Here is a 23,613-nt window from a genome sequence, read left to right as displayed (position 1 = left end):
CGAAACCGCTTTGGAGGCTCACCATGGAACACTGGAAACGCACGATCGAACGGGCAAATCGTTGTTTCATGCTGGGCGAATACGTCGATGCCCGCGAGGCTTACTTGCAGGCATTGGCTCTGGCCCAGGTGTTGTTCGAGCGCTGGGCGGATGCCGACGAAGCGGTGGCGGCCTGCGTGATTTCCCATCACAACCTGGCGGATCTGCATTTGCGTCTGAACCAGCCCGAGGAGAGCGCCGAGTACCTGTGCGCCATCCATCAGCGATTGTTGCAGACCATGCAGGACCCACGACTGGCGCCGGCCCTGCGTGAAGCAGCGTTGCGCCAGAGCAGCAAAACCTACGTCGAGCTGCTGAATTTCATCAGCGAACACGGTGAATACCCGCGTACGCATCGATTGCTGCACATCGATGCCGCCTCGCCTGCGCCTCTACATCATGGAGTTCATTGAAATGGCTTTTACCCTGCCTGCCTTGCCCTACGCCTACGACGCCCTGGAGCCGCACATCGATGCGCAGACCATGGAAATCCACTACACCAAGCACCACCAGACTTACATCAACAACCTCAACGCTGCGGTGGAAGGCACCGAGTTTTCCGAGTGGCCGGTGGAGAAACTGGTGTCAGCTGTCCAGCAACTGCCGGAGAAGCTGCGCGCGGCGGTGATTAATCAGGGCGGCGGGCATGCCAACCATTCGCTGTTCTGGGAAGTGATGGCGCCCAACGGCGGCGGTAATCCTGAAGGCTCCCTGGCTGAGGCGATCGATGAGCAGCTGGGCGGCCTGAGCAGTTTCAAGGAAGCCTTCACCAAAGCCGCGCTGACTCGTTTCGGCAGCGGCTGGGCGTGGCTCAGTGTGACGCCGCAAAAGACGCTAGTCGTTGAAAGCAGCGGCAATCAGGACAGTCCATTGATGAACGGTAATACGCCAATCCTTGGCCTGGATGTCTGGGAGCACGCGTATTACCTGCAATACCAGAACCGTCGCCCGGAATACATCAACGCGTTTTACAACGTGATCAATTGGCCTGAAGTCGCTACGCGCTATCAGGCTGCACTGATTTAAGACTTCTGCAAAAACAATCCAAGGCTGGCTATGGGCACTGAAACACTGGCGATCGGTAGTGGACGAATGTTTCGTTACGCATTCGGATCGCTGTTACTGCTGGCAGGCATGACGTTATTGGTTGCCCAAGGCTTGGCGTGGCTGGACCTCGAGCCGAAACTGCTGCGCGCGCTGCAAGGCGGGGCGATCTGCGCTCTGGGCACAGCCTTGGGCGCGGTGCCCGTGCTGGTGATTCGACGGATGCCTCAGGCGGTCAGCGATACGCTGCTCGGCTTCGGGGCCGGGGTGATGCTCGCGGCGACAGCGTTTTCGTTGATCGCTCCGGGGATATCTGCTGCTGAAAACCTGGGGCTGACGCCTTGGGCGGCCAGCGGACTGATCAGTTTCGGCATCATGCTGGGTGCGTTCGGATTGTTCCTGGTTGATCGCAAGGTGTCAGGTGCGTCGCCGGAAATGCTCGTAGGCACGCTGGAGCGACCGGTCATCCCGCCGCGAGTCTGGTTGTTTGTGTTTGCGATCATTGCCCACAACATCCCCGAAGGCATGGCGGTCGGTGTGTCGGCGGGGGGTGGCATGCCCGACGCCGATAGCCTGGCCATGGGCATCGCCTTGCAGGATGTGCCGGAAGGTCTGGTGATCGCGCTGGTATTGGCCGGGGCAGGGATGTCGCGGGTCAAGGCGTTCCTGATGGGTGCCGCGTCAGGTCTGGTCGAGCCGGTCTTCGCGTTGTTGTGCGCCTGGCTAGTGAGCCTGGCCGAATTGTTGTTGCCCTTGGGGTTGGCGCTGGCGGCCGGGGCAATGTTGCTGGTGGTCACCCATGAAGTCATTCCCGAGTCGCGCCGTAATGGTCACGACAAGCTTGCAAGTCTTGGGTTGCTGATCGGGTTTTGCTTGATGATGGTGATGGATACAGCGCTCGCTTAGCGGCTGAACGCGAACTTTGTAGCAGCTGGCGAAGCCTGCGTTCGGCTGCGAAGCAGTCGCCAGTTCGAAATCGGTGGTGCGTCAGTTCAATCGTGCGTGCATTTACGACTGCTGCGCAGCCGAACGCAGCCTTCGGCAGCTGCTACAGGGCGAGGCGTTATTCGCCTTCGCCGAAGTAGTCATTGATCAAGTTCACCAATGCCTGCAGCGCCTCATCAGCCTGTTCACCTTCGGTGCTCAGGTGGATTTTGGTGCCCTTGCCCGCAGCGAGCATCATCATTGCCATGATGCTTTTTCCGTCGACCGTGGATTCCGGCGTGCGTCCTACTCTGATCGTGCAATCCTTGAATTCACCGGCGACGCCAACGAATTTTGCAGAAGCGCGGGCATGCAGGCCCAGCTTGTTGATGATTTCAATTTCCAGAGCAGGCATCGCGGTGTGAATCCTTTAGCTGAGGTCGCGGTGGCGAACCTGGACGTTCTTCAGGGATTTTTGCAGGGCCTGGCCCAGACGTTCGGTCAGGTAGACGGAGCGGTGATGGCCGCCGGTGCAGCCAATGGCAATGGTGACATAAGCGCGGTTGCTGGCGGCAAAGCGTGGTAGCCACTTGAGCAAGTAGGTGGAGATGTCCTGGAACATCTCTTCGACGTCCGGCTGTGCCGCCAGGTACTCGGCAACCGGTTGGTCAAGCCCGGATTGATCGCGCAACTCTGGTTTCCAGTAAGGGTTCGGCAGGCAGCGCACGTCGAACACCAGATCAGCGTCAACCGGCATGCCACGCTTGAAGCCGAAAGACTCCACCAGAAACGCCGTACCGGGTTCCGGCTGGTTAAGCAGGCGCAGCTTGATGGTATCTCGCAGCTGATACAGGTTCAGGTTGGTGGTGTTTACTTTGAGATCGGCGAGGTCGGCAATCGGCCCGAGCAGGGCGGTCTCATCGTTGATGGCCTCGGCCAGCGAGCGATTGGCATTGCTTAGCGGGTGACGACGGCGGGTTTCCGAGAAACGTTTGAGCAAGGTTTCTTCATCGGCGTCCAGATAAAGCACATCACACTGGATGTGCCGGCTGCGCACTTCTTCCAGCAGTTCGGGAAACCGCGACAAATGACTCGGCAAGTTACGCGCATCGATGGATACGGCAACCAGCGGTTGTGCCAGCTCGGTGTGAATCAACGCGCGTTCGGCCAGTTCCGGCAACAGACCGGCGGGCAGGTTGTCGATGCAGTAGTAGCCGTTGTCCTCGAGAACATCGAGTGCGGTACTTTTACCTGAGCCGGAGCGGCCACTGACGATGATCAAGCGCATGATTAATGACCGTTTTGCTCGTCCAGGACAACCTGATACAAGGCTTCATTGCTCGGGGCGCTGCGCAGTTTTTCGCGCACTTCCTTGCGGTCGAGCATGCTGGCGATCTGGCGCAGTAACTCCAGGTGCGCATCGGTAGCGGCTTCCGGGACCAGCAGAACGAACAGCAGGTCAACCGGGGCGCCGTCGATGGCGTCGAAATCTATGGGTGCATCAAGGTGCATCAGGGCGCTGATGGGTGAGGTACAGCCCTTCAGGCGGCAGTGGGGAATGGCGATGCCGTTGCCAAAACCGGTTGAACCGAGTTTTTCACGGGCAATCAGAGCCTCGAAGACATCTTGCATCTCCAGATCCGGCACTTCTTTGTGGATAAGGTTGGCAATTTGCTCGAGGGCTTTCTTTTTACTGCCGCCCGGCACGTTCACGAGGGAACGGCCGGGGGTCAGGATACTTTCAAGTCGGATCATGGGTTGGGAGTGTTAACGACCGGTCGCGCCCTGAAGGAGGCTTTGGGTCTTTTCCTTATGCTTTTTGAGTTGTTTATCCAGCTTGTCGGTCAGTGCGTCGATCGCCGCGTACATATCGGTATGCTCCGCGTTTGCGACCACTTCATTGCCGGGAATATGCAGCGTGGCTTCGATTTTCTGCTTGAGCTTTTCGACCGTCATCGTGACCTGCACGTTGGTGATCTTGTCGAAATGCCTCTCTAATCGTTCGAGTTTTTCGCCGATGTAGGTGCGAAGAGGTTCGGTCACTTCCAGTTGGTGTCCACTGATGTTGACTTGCATACAGCTTCTCCTTCGTTGCCAGTGCATAAAGCGGCAGGCAGAAATGCCTGCCACTGGAACGCTGTGGCGTGGCTCTACATCAACCGCTTACGTTCGCTCGAAGGCGCGATCCCGAGGGATTCGCGGTACTTGGCGACGGTGCGGCGAGCCACCTGAATGCCTTGTGCCTCCAGTAAACCAGCGATCTTGCTGTCACTCAACGGCTTTTTCTGATTTTCCGCGGCAACCAGTTTTTTGATGATCGCGCGGATCGCCGTGGACGAGCATTCACCGCCCTCGGAGGTGCTGACGTGGCTGGAGAAAAAGTATTTCAGTTCATATATGCCCCGTGGGGTATGCATGAATTTCTGCGTGGTCACCCGTGAAATCGTCGACTCGTGCATGCCCACCGCTTCGGCGATGTCATGCAGGACCAGCGGTTTCATGGCTTCGTCGCCGTATTCAAGAAAGCCGCGCTGATGCTCGACGATCTGAGTGGCGACTTTCATCAGGGTTTCGTTGCGGCTTTGCAGGCTCTTGATGAACCAGCGGGCCTCTTGCAACTGATTGCGCATGAAGGTGTTGTCGGCGCTGGTGTCGGCGCGGCGTACGAAACCGGCGTATTGAGCGTTGACCCGCAGTCGTGGCACGGATTCCTGGTTCAGCTCCACCAGCCAGCGCTCGTTGTCCTTGCGTACGATCACGTCGGGAACGACGTATTCGGCTTCGCTGGACTCGATTTGCGAGCCTGGGCGCGGGTTGAGGCTCTGCACCAGTTCAATCACCTGGCGCAGTTCGTCTTCCTTGAGCTTCATGCGACGCATCAGCTGGCTGTAATCGCGGCTGCCGAGCAGGTCGATGTAATCGGTGACCAGGCGTTTGGCCTCGACCAGCCAAGGCGTCTTGGCGGGCAACTGGCGCAATTGCAGCAGCAGGCATTCGCCCAGGTTGCGGGCGCCGATGCCGGCCGGTTCGAATTGCTGGATGCGGTGCAGGACGGCTTCGATTTCGTCCAGTTCGATGTCCAGTTCCGGGTCGAAGGCTTCGAGAATCTCCTCGAGGGTTTCGTCCAGGTAGCCCTGATTGTTGATGCAGTCGATCAGGGTCACGGCGATCAGGCGATCGGTGTCGGACATCGGGGCCAGGTTCAGTTGCCACAACAGATGGCTTTGCAGGCTTTCGCCGGCCGATGTCCGGGTGGTGAAGTCCCACTCGTCGTCATCGTTGCTCGGCAGGCTGCTGGCGCTGGTCTGGTAGACGTCTTCCCACGCGGTATCGACGGGCAGTTCGTTGGGGATGCGCTCGTTCCAGTCGCCTTCCTCGAGGTTATCAACCGTCGGGGCGGTTTCCTGGTAGGAGGGTTCCTGAATGTCGACGTTGGGTTGCTGTTCGGCTTTGTCGGCCAAGGGGTCGGCGTTATCGAAGTCGTCGCCTTCTTCCTGGCGTTCGAGCATCGGATTGGACTCCAGGGCCTCCTGGATTTCCTGTTGCAGGTCCAGGGTCGACAATTGGAGCAGGCGGATGGCCTGTTGCAGCTGCGGTGTCATCGTCAGCTGCTGGCCCATTCTCAAGACTAGCGATGGTTTCATGGCAGGGGCTTAACACCTTATTCGCCGGCGCACATGCGCCATCCACTACAGGGCGCCGGAGCGCCAAACATAAGCAAATTATATGCCCGAAACTGCAGCGTTTGCCTAGAGCGCTGTAACAATAAAAAAATGTTGATTTTTTATCGAGACAAGCGCCCGAGCAACCAGCCAGACACCTCAGTGCTTACAGGCGGAACTCATGGCCCAGATACACTTCCTTGACCAGGTCGTTGGCCAGGATGGTGGCAGAGTCACCTTCGGCGATCAGCTGGCCATCATTGACGATGTAGGCGGTTTCGCAGATATCCAGGGTTTCACGGACGTTGTGGTCAGTGATCAGCACGCCAATGCCCTTGGCCTTGAGGTGATAGATGATCTGTTTGATATCGCCCACCGAAATCGGGTCCACGCCGGCGAACGGTTCGTCGAGCAGGATGAATTTCGGGTTGGTGGCCAGTGCCCGGGCGATTTCCACGCGGCGGCGTTCACCACCGGACAGGCTCATGCCGAGATTGTCGCGGATGTGGCTGATGTGGAATTCCTGCAACAGGCTTTCCAGCTCTTTGCGACGACCGCCCTTGTCGAGTTCCTTGCGGGTCTCGAGGATCGCCATTATGTTGTCGGCTACCGAGAGTTTGCGGAAGATCGATGCTTCTTGCGGAAGATAGCCGATGCCGGCCTTCGCACGACCGTGCATAGGCTGGTGGCTGACATCCAGGTCGTCAATCAGTACGCGGCCCTGATCGGCCTGTACCAGGCCGACAATCATGTAAAAGCAGGTGGTCTTGCCGGCGCCGTTGGGACCCAGCAGGCCGACGATCTGACCGCTGTCGATCGACAGGCTGACGTCGCGCACGACCTGGCGGCTCTTGTAGCTCTTGGCCAGATGCTGAGCTTTCAGAGTTGCCATTACTGGGCCTTTTGCTCGTCGGTTTTCTTCTTCGGCTGGATCACCATGTCGATGCGCGGACGCGACTCGGTGACCTTGTTGCCCGTCGCGCGACCGGCGCTCGCAAGCTTTTTGACCGTGTCGTAGACGATTTTCTCGCCTTGGGTGACGTTGTTGTCCTTGTCGATGACTTTCGCCTTGTCGATCAGCACAACGCGGTTTTGCGAGGCGTGGTACTGAATAGTCACTCCCCAGCCCTGAACAGGCTTGGTGTCGCCCTGGGTTTGCAGTTGCTCGAAATAGGCGAGGTTGCCCACCGAAGTCACCACGTCGATGTCGCCGGTCGGGGTGCGGGTGATGGTCACAGTATTACCTTTAACGATCATCGAGCCCTGAGTGATGATCACGTCACCTTTATAGGTGGCAATGCCATTCTTGTCGTCCAGCTGGGCGTCGTCGGCCTGGATGCGGATAGGCTGCGCTTGATCGGTCGGCAGAGCCCAGGCGCTCACGCTTCCCAGTGCTGCGCTCAGACCGAGCAAAATAGGGAGGGTTTTAACGAGCCTCATACTGTCCTCTTACGTTAGATAGCAGGTGTATCCTGCTTTCTTTCAAATACGCTTTCATTCCCTTGCCAGTCGACACACCACCAGCGCCGTCGATTCTAACGGGTTGCTCGGTCTGCGCATATTGCTGCTGCGGGAACACTGTCATGCGGGTGGTGGTAATCAGGGTCTTGCGGTTTTTCTCGTCGAAGCGCGTGATGCGCACCGAGTCAATCAGTTCGACCTGAGTGCCGTCGGGATTCACTTCGCCGTGCTCGCTCTGGACATGCCACGGAAACTCGGTGCCGCGGAACATGTTCAGGTCGGGATTGGTCAACAGCGTCACTTCGGTGGCTTTCAGGTGTTCAACCTTGTCGGACGTCATTTCGTATTGCAGTTTGCCGTCCGGCAGGTATTGCACGCTGTGGGCGTTGATCGCGTAATAGTCGATCGCGGTTTCATCGATCTTTGCCACCGGCTGATCGAGGAAGCGTTCCGGGCTGATGTTCCAGTAGCCGACCGCCGCGAACATCGCTGCGATGCAACCGAACACCAGGAATTTGCGAATCTTTTTGCTCAGCATAGTTGGCTCACAGGTACGCGGCGTTTGCCGCATCAAGGCGGCCCTGCGCGCGCAGGATCAATTCGCAGAATTCGCGAGCGGCACCCTCGCCACCGCGGGCCTGGGTGATGCCGTGGGCGTGTTCACGGACGAAACTGGCGGCGTTTGCCACCGCCATGCCCAGGCCGACGCGGCGAATCACCGGCAGGTCCGGCAGGTCGTCGCCGAGATAGGCGACTTGCTCATAGCTTAGGTTGAGTTGGGCAAGAAGCTCGTCGAGCACTACCAGTTTGTCTTCGCGCCCCTGGTACACGTGTGGAATACCGAGGTTCTTCGCTCGTCGCTCGACCACCGGGGTCTTGCGGCCGCTGATGATAGCGGTCTGCACGCCGGCTGCCATCAACATCTTGATGCCTTGGCCGTCGAGGGTGTTGAACGTCTTGAATTCGCTGCCGTCTTCGAGGAAGTACAGGCGTCCGTCGGTCAGTACGCCATCGACGTCGAAAACCGCCAGTTTGATGTTCTTGCCGCGTTGCAGCAGGTCGGTGCTCATTACATTACTCCTGCACGCAGCAGGTCGGACAGGTTGAAGGCGCCGATCGGACGGTCCTCCTTGTCCACCACTACCAGTGCGTTGATTCGATGGTCTTCCATGATTTTCAGAGCCTCAGCCGCCAGCATTTCGGCCCGGGCGGTCTTGCCGTGGACGGTCATGACCTCGTCGATGGTCGTATGGTGGATGTCGATGGTCCGGTCAAGGGTGCGGCGCAAGTCTCCGTCCGTGAAGATCCCGGCCAGTTTGCCGTCAGCCTCCACAATCGCGGTCATGCCCAGGCCCTTGCGGGTCATTTCCATCAATGCGTCCTTGAGTAGCGTGCCACGTTGCACCTGGGGCAGTTCTGCGCCAGCGTGCATGACGGTTTCCACTTTCAGCAGCAGGCGTCGGCCAAGCGCGCCGCCGGGGTGGGAAAAGGCGAAATCTTCAGCGGTAAAACCGCGGGCTTCCAGCAGCGCAACGGCCAGGGCGTCGCCCATGACCAGCGCGGCAGTGGTCGACGAGGTCGGTGCCAGGTTGAGCGGGCAGGCTTCGTGCTCGACGTGCACGTTGAGGTTGACCTCGGCAGCCTTCGCCAGCGGTGAGTCAGGGTTGCCGGTCATGCTGATCAATTGAATGCCCAGGCGCTTGATCAGCGGCAGCAGGGTGACGATTTCATTGGTGGAGCCGGAGTTCGACAGTGCCAGGATGATGTCGTCGCGGGTGATCATGCCCATATCGCCGTGGCTGGCTTCGGCCGGGTGCACGAAAAAGGCCGTGGTGCCGGTGCTGGCCAGGGTGGCGGCGATCTTGTTGCCGATGTGCCCGGATTTGCCCATGCCGACCACGACTACGCGGCCTTTGCTGGCCAGAATCATCTCGCAAGCGCGTACGAAATCTGCGTCGATACGGGGCAACAAGCCTTGTACGGCTTCCAGTTCGAGGCGGATGGTGCGTTGTGCTGATTGAATCAGGTCGCTGGATTGGCTCATGTCAGAAATCGTATAGCCTGATGAAAAGGCGGCGATTATAGCGGTAATGATCAAAACCCTCACGCAAGTTCGTCGCGCTTTGTCATTCCCGGTTACCGAATACCCTTAAATATAAGCTTTTACCCCGTCATGTTGCTGAACATGGCCTGGCTTGGGCCTTGGGCGCTTGGCCTTTGCAGTGATATAGTTCGCCGCCAGTTCGGCCTGCCCGGGAGGTATGTGCTTTCGCCAGAAAGTCAGGCGTCCGAGTGAGAGGCTGCATCGCAAGGAGTTTAGATGAGTGCCGATAAAGCCTACGCGGTCGAGCTGAAGGGACTGACCTTCAAGCGCGGAACGCGCAGCATTTTCAATAACGTCGATATACGTATCCCGCGCGGCAAGGTCACCGGCATCATGGGGCCTTCCGGGTGTGGCAAGACTACGCTGTTGCGGCTGATGGGCGCACAGTTGCGGCCTACCAAAGGCGAAGTCTGGGTCAATGGACAGAACCTGCCGAAACTGTCGCGCAGTGATCTGTTCGATGCGCGAAAGCACATGGGCGTGCTGTTTCAGAGTGGTGCACTGTTCACCGATCTCGATGTGTTCGAGAACGTCGCCTTTCCGCTACGCGTTCATACCGAACTGCCGGAAGAAATGATCCGGGACATTGTCCTGCTCAAATTGCAGGCTGTGGGCTTGCGTGGCGCCATTGACCTGATGCCTGACGAGTTGTCCGGCGGCATGAAACGTCGTGTCGCTCTGGCTCGGGCGATTGCCCTCGATCCGCAGATCCTCATGTATGACGAGCCCTTTGTCGGCCAGGACCCCATCGCCATGGGCGTGCTGGTGCGCCTGATCCGCCTGCTCAACGATGCGCTGGGCATCACCAGTATCGTGGTCTCCCACGACCTGGCCGAGACCGCGAGCATCGCCGATTACATCTATGTCGTCGGCGAAGGCCAGGTGTTGGGGCAGGGCACTCCCGAGGAGCTGATGAACTCGCAGGAGCCACGCATCCGTCAATTCATGACAGGCGAGCCTGACGGTCCGGTCGCCTATCACTTTCCAGCGACGGATTACCGCGCAGATCTTCTGGGGCAGCGTTGATGCGCAAGATTTCATTAATAGAACGGGTTCGCCGGTTCGGCCACTCTGGCATTGACGTGCTGGGGGTGTTCGGCCGTTCGGCGATATTCCTGTTTCATGCCTTGCTTGGCCGTGGCGGCATTGGCGGCGGTTTTGGCTTGCTGATCAAGCAGCTGCATTCGGTGGGCGTAATGTCCCTGGTGATCATCGTGGTCTCCGGGGTATTCATCGGCATGGTGCTGGCGCTACAAGGCTTCAATATTCTATCCAGCTATGGTTCGGAGCAGGCGGTCGGCCAGATGGTTGCGCTGACGCTGTTGCGCGAACTGGGGCCCGTGGTCACGGCATTGTTGTTCGCCGGGCGCGCCGGTTCGGCATTGACTGCCGAAATCGGCAACATGAAGTCCACCGAGCAGTTGTCCAGTCTGGAAATGATTGGTGTCGATCCGCTCAAGTACATCATTGCCCCGCGCCTGTGGGCCGGCTTCATTTCCCTGCCGGTGCTGGCGATGATTTTCAGCGTGGTGGGCATCTGGGGTGGTTCGTGGGTGGCTGTCGACTGGCTGGGTGTCTATGAAGGTTCCTACTGGTCCAACATGCAGAACAGCGTGACCTTTGCAGACGATGTGCTCAACGGCATCATCAAAAGCATCGTTTTCGCCTTTGTCGTGACCTGGATCGCCGTATTCCAAGGCTATGACTGCGAGCCCACTTCCGAGGGGATCAGTCGTGCCACTACCAAGACCGTGGTGTATGCCTCTTTGGCTGTACTCGGCCTGGACTTTATTCTGACCGCCTTGATGTTTGGAGATTTCTGATGCAAAACCGCACCCTGGAAATCGGTGTCGGCCTTTTCTTGCTGGCTGGCATCCTGGCTTTGCTGTTGCTGGCGTTGCGGGTGAGTGGCCTGTCCCCGAGCGCAACCACCGACACTTATAAACTTTATGCGTATTTCGACAATATCGCCGGTTTGACTGTCAGAGCTAAAGTGACCATGGCCGGTGTGACCATCGGCAAGGTCACGGCAATCGATCTGGATCGCGACAGTTTCACCGGTCGAGTGACCATGCAGCTGGAAAAACGCGTAGATAACCTGCCGACTGACTCCACTGCATCTATCCTGACCGCTGGCCTGTTGGGCGAGAAGTACATCGGTCTCAGCGTGGGCGGCGAAGAAGGCTTGCTCAAGGATGGTGGAACCATCCACGACACGCAGTCGTCGCTGGTACTCGAAGACCTGATCGGTAAATTTCTGCTCAATACCGTTAGTAAAGACGCCAAATGAGGAGCTTTTGAATGATCTCTAACTTGCGACGTGGCCTGTTGGTATTACTCGCGGCCCTGCCGTTGATGGCTAACGCCGTGGCAGCGCCCTCAGCGCACGATATCGTGCAGGACACCACCAATCGGTTACTTGCCGATCTGTCGGCCAATAAAGAGAAGTACAAGCAGGATCCGAAAGACTTTTATGCCGCGCTGGACAGCATCGTCGGACCTGTTGTGGATGCCGAGGGCATTTCCAAGAGCATCATGACGGTCAAATACTCGCGCAAAGCCACGCCTGCGCAAATGAAGACCTTTGAAGAAAACTTCAAAAAGGGTCTGTTCCAGTTCTATGGCAACGCTTTGCTCGAATACAACAATCAGGGGATCGTCGTAGACCCTGCCAAGGATGAGTCGGGAGACCGTACAAGCGTTGGCATGACGGTCAAGGGCACCAATGGCGCGATCTATCCGGTGTCTTACACACTCGAAAAGATCAATGGCGAGTGGAAGCTGCGCAACGTGATCATCAACGGTATTAACATCGGCAAGCTGTTCCGTGATCAGTTCGCTGATGCGATGCAGCGCAATGGCAACGACCTGGACAAGACCATCAATGGTTGGGCCGGGGAAGTCGCCAAAGCCAAGGAAGCCAGTCAGAAGCAAACCACCGAGACGCAAGCTCAATGAGTGTGTCGGCCATTCGCATGAGCGAATCCGGCGAGCTGACGCTTAGCGGCATGCTGGATTACCGCACTGGCCCCGGTTTGCGCAAGCAGGGGCAGGCGCTGATTAAGTCCGCCAAGGCCGCGGCTCTGGTGGTCGATTGCTCGGCAGTGTTGAAGTCCAGCAGTGTCGGCTTGTCGCTGCTGCTGTGCTTCATGCGTGATGCAGAGGCGGCCGGCAAGGCGTTGAGCATCCGTGGGATGCCAGAAGACATGCGCGAAATCGCTCAGGTCAGCGAATTGACCGAGCTGTTGGCGCATCCCTAACCGCATCTATTAAGAAGCCCCCCGTCAGAGTCCTGCTTCGCGGGGTTCGCAGGCGCGGGGCTTTTTTGTATGATGTCCGACCCGCGCGCACAGGGCGCCGATTGAGGTTGAGCATGCAGGCCGTAGAAGTGAAGAGCTTCCTTGAAGGAAAGCTGCCAGGAACCCTAGTAGAAGTCGAGGGCGAAGGCTGCAACTTTCAGCTGAACGTGATTAGCGATGAACTGGCGGCGTTGAGCCCGGTGAAGCGTCAGCAGCAGATCTATGCCCATTTGAACCCATGGATCACCGATGGCAGCATCCATGCGGTCACTATGAAATTTTTCAGCAGCGCGGCCTGGGCCGAGCGCACCTGAGCCCAAGGGCGTCGAGATTCTTATGGATAAATTGATTATTACCGGTGGCGCTCGTCTTGATGGCGAGATCCGCATCTCCGGGGCAAAGAACTCTGCCCTGCCGATCCTGGCTGCAACCTTGCTGTGCGATGGCCCGGTGACTGTTGCCAACCTGCCGCACCTGCACGACATCACCACCATGATCGAGCTGTTCGGTCGTATGGGCATCGAGCCGGTGATCGACGAGAAACTCAGCGTCGAAATCGACCCACGCACCATCAAGACCCTGATCGCTCCGTACGAACTGGTGAAAACCATGCGTGCGTCGATCCTGGTGCTGGGCCCGATGGTTGCCCGTTTCGGTGAAGCCGAAGTCGCACTGCCTGGCGGTTGCGCCATTGGTTCGCGTCCGGTTGACCTGCACATTCGTGGCCTCGAAGCCATGGGCGCGGTCATCGACGTCGAAGGCGGCTACATCAAGGCCAAGGCGCCTGAAGGTGGCCTGCGCGGTGCGCACTTCTTCTTCGACACCGTCAGTGTGACCGGTACCGAAAACATCATGATGGCGGCCGCTCTGGCCAAGGGCCGCAGCGTTCTGGCAAACGCCGCTCGCGAGCCTGAAGTCATCGACCTGGCGAACTTCCTGATCGCTATGGGCGCCAAGATCACTGGCGCCGGCACTGACACCATCACCATCGATGGCGTCGAGCGTCTGCACCCGACCACTTACAAAGTGATGCCTGACCGTATCGAGACCGGCACTTACCTGGTCGCAGCTGCTGTGACCGGTGGTCGTGTGAAGGTCAAGGACACCGATCCGACCATCCTCGAAGCCGTTCTTGAGAAACTCAAGGAATCAGGTGCCGAAATCACCTGCGGTGAAGACTGGATCGAGCTGAACATGCACGGCAAGCGGCCAAAAGCCGTTAACGTGCGCACCGCTCCGTACCCGGCGTTCCCGACCGACATGCAGGCGCAGTTCATCTCGCTCAACGCCATTGCCGAAGGCACTGGTGCCGTGATCGAGACGATCTTCGAAAACCGCTTCATGCACGTTTACGAGCTGCACCGCATGGGTGCGAAGATCCAGGTCGAAGGCAACACCGCCATCGTCACCGGTACCGAAAAGCTCAAGGGCGCGCCAGTCATGGCCACCGACCTGCGTGCTTCGGCCAGTCTGGTGATCTCGGCGTTGATCGCTGAAGGTGACACCTTGATCGACCGCATCTACCACATCGACCGTGGTTACGAGTGCATCGAAGAGAAACTGCAGATGCTCGGTGCCAAGATCCGCCGCGTACCGGGCTAGTTTCTGTTGCATGGGCACAGGGACGTGCCCGTTGATTTGTTGAAGTCGAGCCGGTTTCCGGCTCGATGTGTGTCCGGCGCCATTTGCGACCGGGCATGAGTACCTTGATAAGGACTGACGTTTCCCATGTTGACCATCGCACTGTCCAAGGGCCGCATCCTTGACGACACCCTGCCGCTTCTGGCTGAAGCGGGCATCGTGCCGACCGAGAATCCGGACAAGAGCCGCAAGCTGATTATCCCCACGACTCAGGCCGATGTGCGCCTGTTGATCGTGCGCGCCACCGATGTGCCGACTTACGTCGAACATGGTGCCGCTGACCTGGGCGTCGCCGGTAAAGATGTGCTGATGGAATACGGCGGCCAGGGCCTGTACGAGCCATTGGACCTGCGAATTGCCCTCTGCAAGCTGATGACCGCCGGCCGTGTCGGTGATGTCGAGCCCAAGGGCCGGCTGCGTGTGGCGACCAAATTCGTCAACGTTGCCAAGCGCTACTACGCCGAACAGGGCCGTCAAGTCGACATCATCAAGCTCTATGGCTCGATGGAACTGGCGCCGCTGATCGGTCTGGCAGACAAGATCATCGACGTGGTCGACACCGGTAACACCCTGCGCGCCAATGGTCTGGAACCCCAGGATTTCATTGCCGACATCAGCTCCCGGCTGATCGTGAACAAAGCTTCGATGAAAATGCAGCACGCCCGTATCCAGGCGTTGATCGACACCCTGCGCAAGGCAGTGGAGTCTCGACACCGCGGCTGATTTACCTGCGCGACCTTGAGTCGCGCCCGTCTATCCGCCTCATAGCCAGAATCTCAGGTGCCCAAGCGGAAACGACTGCTAAGTTAGGGCGCCTGAGTTTTTGCCATTCCTATGAGGCTCTCGCTATGACCGCACCGACTGCAATTCGCCGACTCAACGCTGCTGACCCGGATTTCGCACATCATCTGGATCATCTGCTGAGCTGGGAAAGTGTGTCTGACGACTCGGTCAATCAGCGGGTGCTGGACATCATCAAGGCCGTGCGCGAGCGTGGTGATGCGGCGCTGGTGGAATTCACCCAGAAGTTCGACGGCCTGCAGGTCGCGTCCATGGCGGACCTGATCCTGCCTCGTGAGCGCCTGGAACTGGCCCTGACTCGAATCACCGTGCCTCAGCGTGAAGCGCTGGAAAAAGCCGCGTCCCGAGTACGCAGCTACCACGAGAAACAGAAGCAGGATTCCTGGAGCTACACCGAAGCCGATGGCACCGTGCTGGGCCAGAAGGTCACGCCGCTGGATCGCGCCGGCCTGTATGTACCGGGCGGCAAGGCGTCTTATCCGTCCTCGGTGCTGATGAATGCGATTCCAGCCAAGGTGGCCGGCGTGACCGAAGTGGTCATGGTGGTGCCGACGCCTCGTGGCGAAATCAACGAGCTGGTGCTGGCCGCAGCTTGCATCGCCGGCGTCGACCGCGTGTTCACCATCGGCGGCGCTCAAGCGGTCGCCGCGCTGGCTTACGGCACCGAAAGCGTACCGAAGGTCGATAAGGTGGTCGGTCCGGGCAACATCTACGTCGCCACCGCCAAGCGCCATGTGTTCGGCCAGGTCGGCATCGACATGATCGCCGGCCCATCCGAAATCCTCGTGGTCTGCGACGGCCTGACTGATCCGGACTGGATCGCCATGGACCTGTTCTCCCAAGCCGAGCACGACGAAGACGCCCAGGCGATTCTGGTCAGCCCGGACGCCGAGTTCCTCGACAAGGTCGCCACCAGCATCGCCAAGCTGCTGCCGACCATGGAGCGCGCCGAAATTATCGAAACCTCGATCAATGGTCGCGGTGCGCTGATCAAGGTTCGCGACATGGAACAAGCCATCGAAGTCGCCAACCGTATCGCACCGGAACACCTTGAGTTGTCCGTTGCTGATCCGCAGGCCTGGTTGCCGCAGATCCGTCACGCGGGCGCGATCTTCATGGGCCGTCACACGTCCGAAGCCCTGGGCGACTATTGCGCTGGTCCAAACCACGTGTTGCCGACGTCCGGCACCGCGCGCTTCTCTTCGCCATTGGGTGTTTACGACTTCCAGAAACGTTCGTCGATCATCTTCTGCTCCGAGCAGGGTGCTTCCGAACTGGGCAAAACCGCTTCCGTGCTGGCCCGTGGCGAGTCGCTGACCGCTCACGCCCGCAGCGCCGAATACCGCATCATTGACGACAAGAAGGGCAACTGAGCATGAGTAAATTCTGGAGTCCCTTCGTCAAGAATCTGGTGCCTTACGTACCGGGCGAGCAGCCGAAACTGGCGAAACTGGTGAAGCTCAACACCAACGAAAACCCGTACGGTCCATCGCCAAAAGCCTTGGCGGCGATGCAGACCGAACTGAATGACAATTTGCGTCTGTACCCGGACCCCAACAGCGACCTGCTGAAGAACGCCGTGGCCACGTATTACGGCGTGCAAAGCAACCAAGTGTTCCTCGGCAACGGTTCCGATGAAGTCCTGGCGCACATCTTTCACGGTTTGCTGCAACATGATATTCCGGTCCTGTTCCCGGACATCAGCTACAGCTTCTACCCGGTTTACTGCGGGTTGTACGGCATTGCCTTCGACGCGGTGCCGCTGGACGAGCAGTTCCAGATCAACCCGGCGGACTACGCCAAGCCGAACGGCGGGATCATTTTCCCCAACCCGAACGCGCCGACCGGTTGCCTGCTGGCGCTGGACGCGGTTGAGCAAATCCTCAAGGCCAGCCCGGATTCGGTGGTCGTGGTGGATGAGGCCTACATCGATTTTGGCGGTGAGACGGCGATCAGCCTGGTGGATCGTTATCCGAACCTGCTAGTGACTCAGACCTTGTCCAAGTCCCGTTCGCTGGCCGGCCTGCGGGTTGGTTTGGCGGTGGGGCATCCGGATTTGATCGAGGCGCTGGAGCGGATCAAGAACAGCTTCAACTCCTATCCGCTGGATCGTCTGGCGAATGTCGGTGCAGCCGCAGCGTTCGAAGATCGTGAGTACTTCGACAAGACCTGCCGGTTGGTCATCGAGAATCGTGAATGGGTCGTTACGCAATTGGAAGCGAAGGGCTTTGAAGTGTTGCCGTCGGCGGCGAACTTCATCTTCGCCCGTCATCCGAAACACAATGCGGCAGGGCTGGCGGCGAAGTTGCGTGAACAAGGCGTGATCGTTCGGCACTTCAAGCAGGAACGGATTGCCCAGTTCCTGCGGATCTCGATTGGCACGCCGGAGCAGAATCAGGCGTTGATCGACGGCCTCGGCGACCTTTAAACCGCTTTCGCGAGCAAGCCCGCTCCCACACTGGATCTCCATTGCTCACCAATAGTGTGTTCACAGAAGATCAAGTGTGGGAGCGGGCTTGCTCGCGAAGAACGATAACGCGGTCTGCCTGTTGTAGCGCGGCGTTTCCATCGCGGGCAAGCCTCGCTCCTACAGGATTTGGTGTGTTACTCGTGATGCGGTTCGCCCAGGAACGTTAGCGAACTGAACAGTCCGCGACTGTCCGCATCCTTGCTGTCCTTTACCGGCACTTCGACCTGCGCCGCAATCACATTCAACCCTTCATTACGCACCAATACTTGCGCCCGACCCTCTGAGTCGGTCTCGGTGCTTAACGTATTCGGCGCGCTGCGATAATCGCCCACCAACTTCACACCCGCCGCCGGCTTACCGTCCAATAGCACTCGAACCGGCAACGATTTACCCGGCCCAACGGTCAGCGGATCAACCTCCGGCAGAATCAGCAATTTCATCTGATCCAGCTTCGGCAACTTCGCCCCCGGTTGGTATATCGCCAGGCTGTATTTGAAGGTCTGGGTCGACTCAATGGCCCCCGGTACTTTGCTGCGACCTTCGTTGACCCATTTTTTATCCGCGGTCTGCGACCACATGCCGTTGTTCAGCGCCACGGCCATCACTGCCGGTGGTTTCAACGGCTGCAGGCGGGCGTGGTCGGCCAGGCGTTGCACGCTCACCGGGATCATTTTGCCGCCAACGTCATAAGCCCACGCGCCACTGATTTTCTGCGCCTTGAAGGCGTTATCTTCGGCGCCGTGGCCGTAGATGACTTCGATGTTGCCGCGACGCTCTTCGGTCCAGAGACCGTGGGCCGAGACTTGGCTGGCACACAACAGACTGAGTAGCGCCAGGGATTTTAGGTGGTGCATGGTGGACGTCCTTTTACAGGTTGAGTGTCAGGCTGACGGTGAAATTGCGCGGCTCGCCGGGGTTGACCCAGTAGTTGCTGTAGGAGCGCTCGAAGTATTTCTCGTCGAAAAGGTTGTTCAGGTTCAGGCCCACGGTGACGTTTTCGCTGGCCTTGTAGTGGGCCAGCAGGTCGATGGTGTGGTAGGCCGGCAGCTCGAAATCGCTGCCGGCTTCACCTGAGCGATCGCCGACATAGGTGAACGCTGCACCAAGGTCCGAACCGCGCAAATAGCCGTCCTGAAATTCATAAACACCCAACACACTGCTGCTGCGTTTGGCCACACCGAGAATTCGGCTGCCGGTGGGAATCACCTTGTCGCCTTGGGTGACTTCGGCGTCGATGTAAGCGAAAGCACCGATCACTCGCACGGCGTCGGTCACTTGCCCAGTGACCTGCATGTCGACACCCTGGCTGCGGGCCTTGCCCATGGCGCGGCTGGAATCGGTGCTCGGATCGAGCGCCAGGACGTTTTCCTTTTCGATATGGAAGGCGGCGAGGGTGGTGCTCAAGCGGTCGTCGAACAGCTCGCTCTTGATCCCGACTTCATAACCGACACCTTCTTCTGGATCGAAGGATTTGCCGGCGGCGTCCAGCCCGTTGTTCGGTTTGAACGAGGTGGAGGCGTTGGCGAATAATCCCACTTCGGGCGTCATTTGGTAGAGCAGGCCGGCTCGCTGGGTCAGGGCATCGTGACGCTGGCGGCTGGTCGCGTTGCGGCTGTGATCGTCGATGCTTTGTTCGAAATGTTCGAAGCGCGCACCGAGCACGCCGCGCAGTTTGTCAGTGAAAACGATCTGGTCTTGAAGGTTCAGCGCCTGGCTTTCGACGTGCTCGAAGAAGTCGGTCCCGGAGCGTGCGCCATTGGGTTTCGGCTGGCCGTATATCGGTCGATAGATATCGATGGCGTACGGGCCGCCGGCAATGGTCGTGACCCGTTCGTTCTTGCGAAAATTCTCGTATTCGCTGCCGATCAGCAGTTCGTGTTGCCAACTGCCGATGTCGAACAAACCGCGCAATTCGAGTTGGGTGATGCTGTCATGCCAGTTGGTATCGCGCTCGCGGTAGCGACGGTTGACGGTGTGGCCGTCGGCGTTCAAGGGACGGTTTTCGGAGGCGAAGCCCCAGAGCTTGCCTTCCTTGTAATGACTGGCGAGGCGCAGTTTCCAGCGGTCGTTGAGCTGATGTTCGAGGGCGGCTTGCAGCAGATTGTTGTGGTTGTCGATGTTGCCGTCGTTGGGTTCGCCAAGGAAGGTCGAACGGGAGACGCCGCTCCATTTATTGTTCGGCGCGACGATACCTCGATCGAATGTCGAGCTGTGGCGAACGAATTCGCTCTCCACCAACAGGCTGGTGTCCGGGTTCAGTTGCCAGCTGAAGGAAGGCGCAACGAACACACGCTGGCTGTCGACATGATCGCGGAAGCTGTGGTTGTCCTCGACGGCCAGGTTCACCCGGGACAGTACGTTGCCGTTATCATCCAGCGGTGTGTTGACGTCCACGGCGGTGCGATAGCGATCCCAGCTGCTGGCGCTGGTTAGCTGGGTGGTGAAGGCTTCGGGCTGGGGTTTCTTGGTAACGATGTTCACCGTACCGCCCGGATCGCCACGACCATAGAGGCTGGCGGCCGGGCCTTTGAGCACTTCGATGCGTTCGATGTTGGCCACGTCCGGCGTGCTCGGATAGCCACGGTTGGCGCTGAAACCGTCCTTGTAAAACTCCGAAGTGGTGAAGCCGCGCACGCTGTATTCGTAAAGCGTCAGGCCGCCGAAGTTGTTCTGCTTCGACACGCCACCGGCAAAATCCAGCGCGCGTTCGACGCTGGTGCTGCCCAGATCCTTGAGCACGCTGACGGGAATCACACTGATCGATTGCGGGATATCGCGAATGGCCGTGTCGGTCTTGGTTGCGCTGGAAGAGCGCGTGGCGCGGTAACCCTTGACCGGGTCGGTGGGGGATTCGTACTCGGAGGTGACGCTGATGGCGTCCAGTTCAACGGTTTGCGATTCTTCGGCGAAGACCGGATCCCCCAGCAAACCGAGGGCCAGGCCTGCGAGGGAAGCCATTGTTCGAGACGACATGTTATGTTGTTCCAATAGTAATATTGAAACAATATAACATGACTAATGAGAATGTCTGCTGTTAACGGCTTCGGAGTTATGGAGCGGCTGAGGGCGCCGCTCCTACCGCTTACTCTTCTTCTTTCTCTTTGACCGGCGCAGGCGGCGGACGCAAACCGATCTCGGCGGTGAGCTTGAGCTCTTTGCCGTTGCGCATCACCTGGATCGTGACCTTGTCGGTCGGTTTGATCCGCGCGACCTGGTTCATCGAGCGACGACCATCGCCGGCCGGTTCGCCGTCGATGCTGAGGATCACGTCCCCCAGTTGCAGGCCGGCCTTCTGCGCCGGACCGTCACGGAAAATCCCCGCGACCACAATGCCCGGGCGCCCCGACAGACCAAACGATTCCGCCAGTTCCTGGCTCAATGGCTGCACTTCGATACCGAGCCAGCCGCGAATCACCTGGCCGTGTTCGATAATCGACTTCATCACTTCCATGGCCAGTTTCACCGGGATTGCGAAACCGATGCCCTGCGAACCACCGGACTTGGAGAAGATCGCCGTGTTGATGCCGGTCAGGTTGCCGTTTGCATCCACCAGCGCACCGCCGGAGTTGCCGGGGTTGATCGCCGCGTCGGTCTGGATGAAGTCTTCGTAGTTGTTCAAGCCCAGCTGATTGCGCCCGGTGGCGCTGATGATGCCCATGGTCACGGTCTGGCCGACACCGAACGGGTTGCCGATGGCCAGGGCCACGTCGCCGATGCGGATGTTGTCGGAGCGCCCGACGGTGATCGATGGAAGATTCTTCAAGTCGATCTTCAGGACTGCGAGGTCGGTTTCCGGGTCGCTGCCGATCACTCGGGCCAGGGTTTCACGACCGTCCTTGAGCGCCACCACGATTTGGTCGGCGCCGGTGGTCACGTGGTTGTTGGTCAGCAGGTAACCTTCCGGGCTCATGATCACGCCTGAGCCGAGGCTCGACTCCATGCGCTTCTGTTTGGGCGAGTTGTCGCCGAAGAAACGACGAAACTGCGGATCCTCGAACAATGGATGGTTCGGTTTGTTGATGACTTTGGTGGTGTACAGGTTGACCACCGACGGCGCGGCCGTGGTCACTGCGTCGGCATAGGACACCGGACCCTGTTGCATCGTGGTGGTTTGCGGGGCTTGCTGCATATTGACGTCGAGACTCGGGAGTCCGACCCACTGCGGGTAACGCTGGATGATTAACAGAGCAATAAGCACGCCGGCCAACAGCGGCCAGGCGGAAAAACGCAGCGCCTTGAGCATTAAGCACGTCCTGAGAGGTTGCAGGCGGTATGAGACCGCCCATAATGTCGCGCATTATACGAGGCGAAGCGTGCCTCCGAACGGGATATTTAGGAGTCTTTTATGGCCGTCGCCCTGAGCACCCTGGTCGAAGAAGCCGACCGTTACCTTAACAGTGCAAAGATTGCCGATTACTGCCCCAACGGGTTGCAGGTCGAAGGCCGGCCGCAGGTCATGCGCATCGTCAGTGGCGTCACCGCCAGCCAGGCGTTGCTCGACGCCGCTGTGGAAGCCAGCGCCGACCTGGTGCTGGTGCATCACGGTTATTTCTGGAAAGGCGAGAATCCGTGCATCACCGGCATGAAGCAGCGTCGGTTGAAAACCCTGCTCAAGCACGATATCAGCCTGTTGTCCTACCATCTGCCGCTGGATCTGCACCCGGAAGTCGGCAATAACGTGCAGCTGGCTCGTCAGCTCGATATCACCGTGGAAGGCCCATTGGACCCGGACAACCTTAAAGTTGTCGGCCTGGTCGGTTCATTGAACGAGCCGGTGACGGCCCGCGATTTTGCCCGTCGCGTACAAGAAGTCATGGGCCGCGAGCCGTTGCTGATTGAAGGCAGCGAGATGATCCGGCGCGTTGGCTGGTGCACCGGTGGCGGTCAGGGTTACATCGATCAGGCCGTGCTGGCTGGCGTCGACTTGTACCTCAGCGGTGAGGCGTCCGAGCAGACCTTCCACAGCGCCCGGGAAAACGACATCAGCTTCATCGCCGCCGGCCACCATGCCACCGAGCGCTATGGCGTTCAGGCTCTCGGGGATTATCTGGCGCGGCGTTTTGCCCTTGAGCACATCTTCATCGATTGCCCGAACCCCATCTGACAGTAGGAGCGAGGCCCAAACGCGGGGGTATATTCATATACCCTTTCGATCTAGTCGGCGTCCTGATTAGAAGAGGTCGCTGTGCTAGGATTCCTCGCTCGAACACGGCCCGCTGGCCGTCCATAAGATCGTTTTCGTGAGTAGCCATGGTCGACAAACTGACGCATCTGAAACAGCTGGAGGCCGAAAGCATCCACATCATCCGCGAGGTCGCCGCCGAGTTCGATAACCCGGTGATGCTGTACTCCGTCGGTAAAGACTCCGCCGTGATGCTGCACCTTGCGCGCAAGGCATTCTTCCCGGGCAAACTGCCGTTCCCGGTGATGCACGTCGACACCCAGTGGAAGTTCAAGGAAATGTACGCGTTCCGCGACCGCATGGTCGAAGAACTCGGCCTGGACCTGCTGGTGCACGTGAATCCCGAGGGTGTTGCGCAGGGTATCAACCCGCTCACCCACGGCAGCGCCAAACACACCGATATCATGAAAACCGAAGGCCTCAAGCAGGCCCTCGACAAGTACGGTTTCGATGCTGCTTTCGGTGGTGCCCGTCGTGACGAAGAGAAGTCCCGTGCCAAGGAGCGCGTGTATTCCTTCCGCGATACCAAGCACCGCTGGGACCCGAAAAACCAGCGTCCCGAGTTGTGGAACGTCTACAACGGCAAGGTCAACAAGGGCGAATCGATCCGTGTTTTCCCGTTGTCGAACTGGACCGAACTGGACATCTGGCAGTACATCTACCTCGAAGGCATCCCGATTGTGCCGCTGTATTTCGCCGCCGAGCGCGACGTTATCGAGATGAATGGCACCTGGATCATGATCGACGACGAACGCCTGCTCAATCACCTGAGCGACGAAGACAAGGCGCGCATCGTCAAGAAAAAGGTCCGCTTCCGTACACTTGGCGACTACCCGTTGACCGGTGCGGTCGAGTCCGAGGCCACCAGCCTGACCGACATCATTCAGGAAATGCTCCTGACGCGAACTTCCGAACGCCAGGGCCGGGTCATCGATCACGATGGCGCAGGCTCGATGGAAGAAAAGAAACGTCAGGGTTATTTCTAA

28 protein-coding genes are annotated in these 23,613 nt (G+C 58.8%); 15 read left to right on the top strand and 13 right to left on the bottom strand.

The window, feature by feature from the left end; genetic code table 11:
• The first annotated feature begins 23 nt into the window (after positions 1 to 23).
• From ACSQ87_RS27375 to ACSQ87_RS27365, 3 genes are read left to right on the top strand one after another with little or no spacing between them, the layout of a single operon-like run.
• Positions 24 to 452, top strand: a complete 429-nt coding sequence (locus ACSQ87_RS27375; protein ID WP_056742946.1) for a hypothetical protein — start codon at positions 24 to 26, stop codon at positions 450 to 452.
• A 1-nt stretch (position 453) separates the two neighbouring features.
• The gene (locus ACSQ87_RS27370; protein ID WP_223429867.1) at positions 454 to 1,065 is read left to right on the top strand and encodes a superoxide dismutase; all 612 of its coding nucleotides are present in this window, start codon (positions 454 to 456) and stop codon (positions 1,063 to 1,065) included.
• Between the two features lie 30 nt (positions 1,066 to 1,095).
• Positions 1,096 to 1,989, top strand: a complete 894-nt coding sequence (locus tag ACSQ87_RS27365; RefSeq protein WP_436274785.1) for a ZIP family metal transporter — start codon at positions 1,096 to 1,098, stop codon at positions 1,987 to 1,989.
• A gap of 157 nt (positions 1,990 to 2,146) precedes the next feature.
• Here ACSQ87_RS27365 and ACSQ87_RS27360 read toward each other — a convergent pair whose 3' ends face one another.
• The 10 genes from ACSQ87_RS27360 to ACSQ87_RS27315 all read right to left on the bottom strand — a co-directional run bounded on the left by ACSQ87_RS27360 (position 2,147) and on the right by ACSQ87_RS27315 (position 9,174).
• Positions 2,147 to 2,422, bottom strand: coding sequence for an HPr family phosphocarrier protein (locus ACSQ87_RS27360; protein ID WP_033058002.1), 276 nt, complete (start codon positions 2,420 to 2,422; stop codon positions 2,147 to 2,149).
• Between the two features lie 15 nt (positions 2,423 to 2,437).
• Positions 2,438 to 3,295: an RNase adapter RapZ gene (rapZ, locus tag ACSQ87_RS27355; RefSeq protein ID WP_033058000.1), complete on the bottom strand. Its 858-nt coding sequence runs from the start codon at positions 3,293 to 3,295 to the stop codon at positions 2,438 to 2,440.
• Between the two features lie 2 nt (positions 3,296 to 3,297).
• Positions 3,298 to 3,762 carry a PTS IIA-like nitrogen regulatory protein PtsN gene (ptsN, locus tag ACSQ87_RS27350; protein WP_056742951.1) on the bottom strand — a complete coding sequence of 155 codons (465 nt, stop codon included), beginning with the start codon at positions 3,760 to 3,762 and terminating at the stop codon, positions 3,298 to 3,300.
• A gap of 12 nt (positions 3,763 to 3,774) precedes the next feature.
• Positions 3,775 to 4,083 carry a ribosome hibernation-promoting factor, HPF/YfiA family gene (gene hpf / locus ACSQ87_RS27345; RefSeq protein ID WP_007941242.1) on the bottom strand — a complete coding sequence of 103 codons (309 nt, stop codon included), beginning with the start codon at positions 4,081 to 4,083 and terminating at the stop codon, positions 3,775 to 3,777.
• Positions 4,084 to 4,157: 74 nt separating this feature from the next.
• A complete protein-coding gene (locus ACSQ87_RS27340; RefSeq protein WP_046045855.1) occupies positions 4,158 to 5,651 on the bottom strand; it encodes an RNA polymerase factor sigma-54 in 1,494 nt (497 codons plus the stop codon).
• Positions 5,652 to 5,835: 184 nt separating this feature from the next.
• Complete coding sequence (gene lptB, locus ACSQ87_RS27335) at positions 5,836 to 6,561, bottom strand: LPS export ABC transporter ATP-binding protein (protein ID WP_223429865.1); 726 nt, start codon at positions 6,559 to 6,561, stop codon at positions 5,836 to 5,838.
• The gene (gene lptA, locus ACSQ87_RS27330; RefSeq protein ID WP_056742953.1) at positions 6,561 to 7,109 is read right to left on the bottom strand and encodes a lipopolysaccharide transport periplasmic protein LptA; all 549 of its coding nucleotides are present in this window, start codon (positions 7,107 to 7,109) and stop codon (positions 6,561 to 6,563) included. The genes lptB and lptA overlap by 1 nt, the downstream gene beginning before the upstream one ends.
• Positions 7,096 to 7,668, bottom strand: a complete 573-nt coding sequence (gene lptC / locus ACSQ87_RS27325) for an LPS export ABC transporter periplasmic protein LptC (protein ID WP_223429864.1) — start codon at positions 7,666 to 7,668, stop codon at positions 7,096 to 7,098. The genes lptA and lptC overlap by 14 nt, the downstream gene beginning before the upstream one ends.
• Before the next feature lie 7 nt (positions 7,669 to 7,675).
• Positions 7,676 to 8,200 carry a KdsC family phosphatase gene (locus tag ACSQ87_RS27320; RefSeq protein ID WP_033057989.1) on the bottom strand — a complete coding sequence of 175 codons (525 nt, stop codon included), beginning with the start codon at positions 8,198 to 8,200 and terminating at the stop codon, positions 7,676 to 7,678.
• Positions 8,200 to 9,174: a KpsF/GutQ family sugar-phosphate isomerase gene (locus ACSQ87_RS27315; protein ID WP_046045859.1), complete on the bottom strand. Its 975-nt coding sequence runs from the start codon at positions 9,172 to 9,174 to the stop codon at positions 8,200 to 8,202. The genes ACSQ87_RS27320 and ACSQ87_RS27315 overlap by 1 nt, the downstream gene beginning before the upstream one ends.
• Positions 9,175 to 9,450: 276 nt before the next feature.
• On the opposite strand from ACSQ87_RS27315, the gene ACSQ87_RS27310 reads away from it, so the two are divergent.
• From ACSQ87_RS27310 to hisC, 10 genes are all read left to right on the top strand, one after another.
• Positions 9,451 to 10,260: an ATP-binding cassette domain-containing protein gene (locus tag ACSQ87_RS27310; RefSeq protein ID WP_008150748.1), complete on the top strand. Its 810-nt coding sequence runs from the start codon at positions 9,451 to 9,453 to the stop codon at positions 10,258 to 10,260.
• The gene (gene mlaE / locus ACSQ87_RS27305) at positions 10,260 to 11,057 is read left to right on the top strand and encodes a lipid asymmetry maintenance ABC transporter permease subunit MlaE (RefSeq protein WP_008150745.1); all 798 of its coding nucleotides are present in this window, start codon (positions 10,260 to 10,262) and stop codon (positions 11,055 to 11,057) included. The genes ACSQ87_RS27310 and mlaE overlap by 1 nt, the downstream gene beginning before the upstream one ends.
• Positions 11,057 to 11,524 (top strand): outer membrane lipid asymmetry maintenance protein MlaD, encoded by a 468-nt coding sequence (gene mlaD, locus ACSQ87_RS27300; protein ID WP_046045861.1) that lies wholly within the window; start codon positions 11,057 to 11,059, stop codon positions 11,522 to 11,524. Before mlaE ends, mlaD begins: the two co-directional genes overlap by 1 nt.
• 11 nt (positions 11,525 to 11,535) lie before the next feature.
• Positions 11,536 to 12,192 carry an MlaC/ttg2D family ABC transporter substrate-binding protein gene (locus ACSQ87_RS27295; protein WP_436274784.1) on the top strand — a complete coding sequence of 219 codons (657 nt, stop codon included), beginning with the start codon at positions 11,536 to 11,538 and terminating at the stop codon, positions 12,190 to 12,192.
• A complete protein-coding gene (locus tag ACSQ87_RS27290) occupies positions 12,189 to 12,494 on the top strand; it encodes an STAS domain-containing protein (protein ID WP_150658805.1) in 306 nt (101 codons plus the stop codon). The genes ACSQ87_RS27295 and ACSQ87_RS27290 overlap by 4 nt, the downstream gene beginning before the upstream one ends.
• Positions 12,495 to 12,607: 113 nt before the next feature.
• Positions 12,608 to 12,847: a BolA family protein gene (locus tag ACSQ87_RS27285; protein WP_007912386.1), complete on the top strand. Its 240-nt coding sequence runs from the start codon at positions 12,608 to 12,610 to the stop codon at positions 12,845 to 12,847.
• Positions 12,848 to 12,869: 22 nt separating this feature from the next.
• A complete protein-coding gene (gene murA, locus ACSQ87_RS27280; protein ID WP_150658806.1) occupies positions 12,870 to 14,135 on the top strand; it encodes a UDP-N-acetylglucosamine 1-carboxyvinyltransferase in 1,266 nt (421 codons plus the stop codon).
• A gap of 126 nt (positions 14,136 to 14,261) precedes the next feature.
• On the top strand, positions 14,262 to 14,897 hold the full coding sequence (gene hisG / locus ACSQ87_RS27275; RefSeq protein ID WP_007901570.1) for an ATP phosphoribosyltransferase: 636 nt from the start codon (positions 14,262 to 14,264) through the stop codon (positions 14,895 to 14,897).
• Positions 14,898 to 15,022: 125 nt separating this feature from the next.
• A complete protein-coding gene (gene hisD / locus ACSQ87_RS27270) occupies positions 15,023 to 16,348 on the top strand; it encodes a histidinol dehydrogenase (RefSeq protein WP_436274783.1) in 1,326 nt (441 codons plus the stop codon).
• Between the two features lie 2 nt (positions 16,349 to 16,350).
• A complete protein-coding gene (gene hisC / locus ACSQ87_RS27265; protein ID WP_223429861.1) occupies positions 16,351 to 17,403 on the top strand; it encodes a histidinol-phosphate transaminase in 1,053 nt (350 codons plus the stop codon).
• A 176-nt stretch (positions 17,404 to 17,579) separates the two neighbouring features.
• On the opposite strand, the gene ACSQ87_RS27260 is transcribed toward hisC, so the two are convergent.
• From ACSQ87_RS27260 to algW, 3 genes are all read right to left on the bottom strand, one after another.
• Positions 17,580 to 18,299: a DUF4198 domain-containing protein gene (locus ACSQ87_RS27260; protein WP_436274782.1), complete on the bottom strand. Its 720-nt coding sequence runs from the start codon at positions 18,297 to 18,299 to the stop codon at positions 17,580 to 17,582.
• A gap of 13 nt (positions 18,300 to 18,312) precedes the next feature.
• The gene (locus ACSQ87_RS27255) at positions 18,313 to 20,418 is read right to left on the bottom strand and encodes a TonB-dependent siderophore receptor (RefSeq protein ID WP_436274781.1); all 2,106 of its coding nucleotides are present in this window, start codon (positions 20,416 to 20,418) and stop codon (positions 18,313 to 18,315) included.
• 109 nt (positions 20,419 to 20,527) lie between these two features.
• The gene (algW, locus tag ACSQ87_RS27250; RefSeq protein ID WP_150658809.1) at positions 20,528 to 21,688 is read right to left on the bottom strand and encodes a Do family serine endopeptidase AlgW; all 1,161 of its coding nucleotides are present in this window, start codon (positions 21,686 to 21,688) and stop codon (positions 20,528 to 20,530) included.
• 102 nt (positions 21,689 to 21,790) lie between these two features.
• On the opposite strand from algW, the gene ACSQ87_RS27245 reads away from it, so the two are divergent.
• Together ACSQ87_RS27245 and cysD are read left to right on the top strand one after the other, a co-directional pair.
• A complete protein-coding gene (locus ACSQ87_RS27245) occupies positions 21,791 to 22,549 on the top strand; it encodes a Nif3-like dinuclear metal center hexameric protein (RefSeq protein WP_046045869.1) in 759 nt (252 codons plus the stop codon).
• Between the two features lie 146 nt (positions 22,550 to 22,695).
• A complete protein-coding gene (gene cysD, locus ACSQ87_RS27240) occupies positions 22,696 to 23,613 on the top strand; it encodes a sulfate adenylyltransferase subunit CysD (RefSeq protein WP_008008639.1) in 918 nt (305 codons plus the stop codon).

The sequence above is a fragment of the Pseudomonas sp. LjRoot277 genome (assembly GCF_964253845.1).
Classification (GTDB): Bacteria; Pseudomonadota; Gammaproteobacteria; order Pseudomonadales; family Pseudomonadaceae; genus Aquipseudomonas.
Note: the sequence above shows the minus strand (reverse complement) of the source record. Positions and strands in the feature narration are given on the sequence as shown.

Bases quoted from the DNA above. Each gene is read 5' to 3' on its own strand.
- ACSQ87_RS27375 (WP_056742946.1), top strand. From the start codon at position 24: ATGGAACACTGGAAACGCACGATCGAACGGGCAAATCGTTGTTTCATG.
- ACSQ87_RS27370 (WP_223429867.1), top strand. From the start codon at position 454: ATGGCTTTTACCCTGCCTGCCTTGCCCTACGCCTACGACGCCCTGGAG.
- ACSQ87_RS27365 (WP_436274785.1), top strand. From the start codon at position 1,096: ATGGGCACTGAAACACTGGCGATCGGTAGTGGACGAATGTTTCGTTAC.
- ACSQ87_RS27360 (WP_033058002.1), bottom strand. From the start codon at position 2,422: ATGCCTGCTCTGGAAATTGAAATCATCAACAAGCTGGGCCTGCATGCC.
- rapZ (WP_033058000.1), bottom strand. From the start codon at position 3,295: ATGCGCTTGATCATCGTCAGTGGCCGCTCCGGCTCAGGTAAAAGTACC.
- ptsN (WP_056742951.1), bottom strand. From the start codon at position 3,762: ATGATCCGACTTGAAAGTATCCTGACCCCCGGCCGTTCCCTCGTGAAC.
- hpf (WP_007941242.1), bottom strand. From the start codon at position 4,083: ATGCAAGTCAACATCAGTGGACACCAACTGGAAGTGACCGAACCTCTT.
- ACSQ87_RS27340 (WP_046045855.1), bottom strand. From the start codon at position 5,651: ATGAAACCATCGCTAGTCTTGAGAATGGGCCAGCAGCTGACGATGACA.
- lptB (WP_223429865.1), bottom strand. From the start codon at position 6,561: ATGGCAACTCTGAAAGCTCAGCATCTGGCCAAGAGCTACAAGAGCCGC.
- lptA (WP_056742953.1), bottom strand. From the start codon at position 7,109: ATGAGGCTCGTTAAAACCCTCCCTATTTTGCTCGGTCTGAGCGCAGCA.
- lptC (WP_223429864.1), bottom strand. From the start codon at position 7,668: ATGCTGAGCAAAAAGATTCGCAAATTCCTGGTGTTCGGTTGCATCGCA.
- ACSQ87_RS27320 (WP_033057989.1), bottom strand. From the start codon at position 8,200: ATGAGCACCGACCTGCTGCAACGCGGCAAGAACATCAAACTGGCGGTT.
- ACSQ87_RS27315 (WP_046045859.1), bottom strand. From the start codon at position 9,174: ATGAGCCAATCCAGCGACCTGATTCAATCAGCACAACGCACCATCCGC.
- ACSQ87_RS27310 (WP_008150748.1), top strand. From the start codon at position 9,451: ATGAGTGCCGATAAAGCCTACGCGGTCGAGCTGAAGGGACTGACCTTC.
- mlaE (WP_008150745.1), top strand. From the start codon at position 10,260: ATGCGCAAGATTTCATTAATAGAACGGGTTCGCCGGTTCGGCCACTCT.
- mlaD (WP_046045861.1), top strand. From the start codon at position 11,057: ATGCAAAACCGCACCCTGGAAATCGGTGTCGGCCTTTTCTTGCTGGCT.
- ACSQ87_RS27295 (WP_436274784.1), top strand. From the start codon at position 11,536: ATGATCTCTAACTTGCGACGTGGCCTGTTGGTATTACTCGCGGCCCTG.
- ACSQ87_RS27290 (WP_150658805.1), top strand. From the start codon at position 12,189: ATGAGTGTGTCGGCCATTCGCATGAGCGAATCCGGCGAGCTGACGCTT.
- ACSQ87_RS27285 (WP_007912386.1), top strand. From the start codon at position 12,608: ATGCAGGCCGTAGAAGTGAAGAGCTTCCTTGAAGGAAAGCTGCCAGGA.
- murA (WP_150658806.1), top strand. From the start codon at position 12,870: ATGGATAAATTGATTATTACCGGTGGCGCTCGTCTTGATGGCGAGATC.
- hisG (WP_007901570.1), top strand. From the start codon at position 14,262: ATGTTGACCATCGCACTGTCCAAGGGCCGCATCCTTGACGACACCCTG.
- hisD (WP_436274783.1), top strand. From the start codon at position 15,023: ATGACCGCACCGACTGCAATTCGCCGACTCAACGCTGCTGACCCGGAT.
- hisC (WP_223429861.1), top strand. From the start codon at position 16,351: ATGAGTAAATTCTGGAGTCCCTTCGTCAAGAATCTGGTGCCTTACGTA.
- ACSQ87_RS27260 (WP_436274782.1), bottom strand. From the start codon at position 18,299: ATGCACCACCTAAAATCCCTGGCGCTACTCAGTCTGTTGTGTGCCAGC.
- ACSQ87_RS27255 (WP_436274781.1), bottom strand. From the start codon at position 20,418: ATGTCGTCTCGAACAATGGCTTCCCTCGCAGGCCTGGCCCTCGGTTTG.
- algW (WP_150658809.1), bottom strand. From the start codon at position 21,688: ATGCTCAAGGCGCTGCGTTTTTCCGCCTGGCCGCTGTTGGCCGGCGTG.
- ACSQ87_RS27245 (WP_046045869.1), top strand. From the start codon at position 21,791: ATGGCCGTCGCCCTGAGCACCCTGGTCGAAGAAGCCGACCGTTACCTT.
- cysD (WP_008008639.1), top strand. From the start codon at position 22,696: ATGGTCGACAAACTGACGCATCTGAAACAGCTGGAGGCCGAAAGCATC.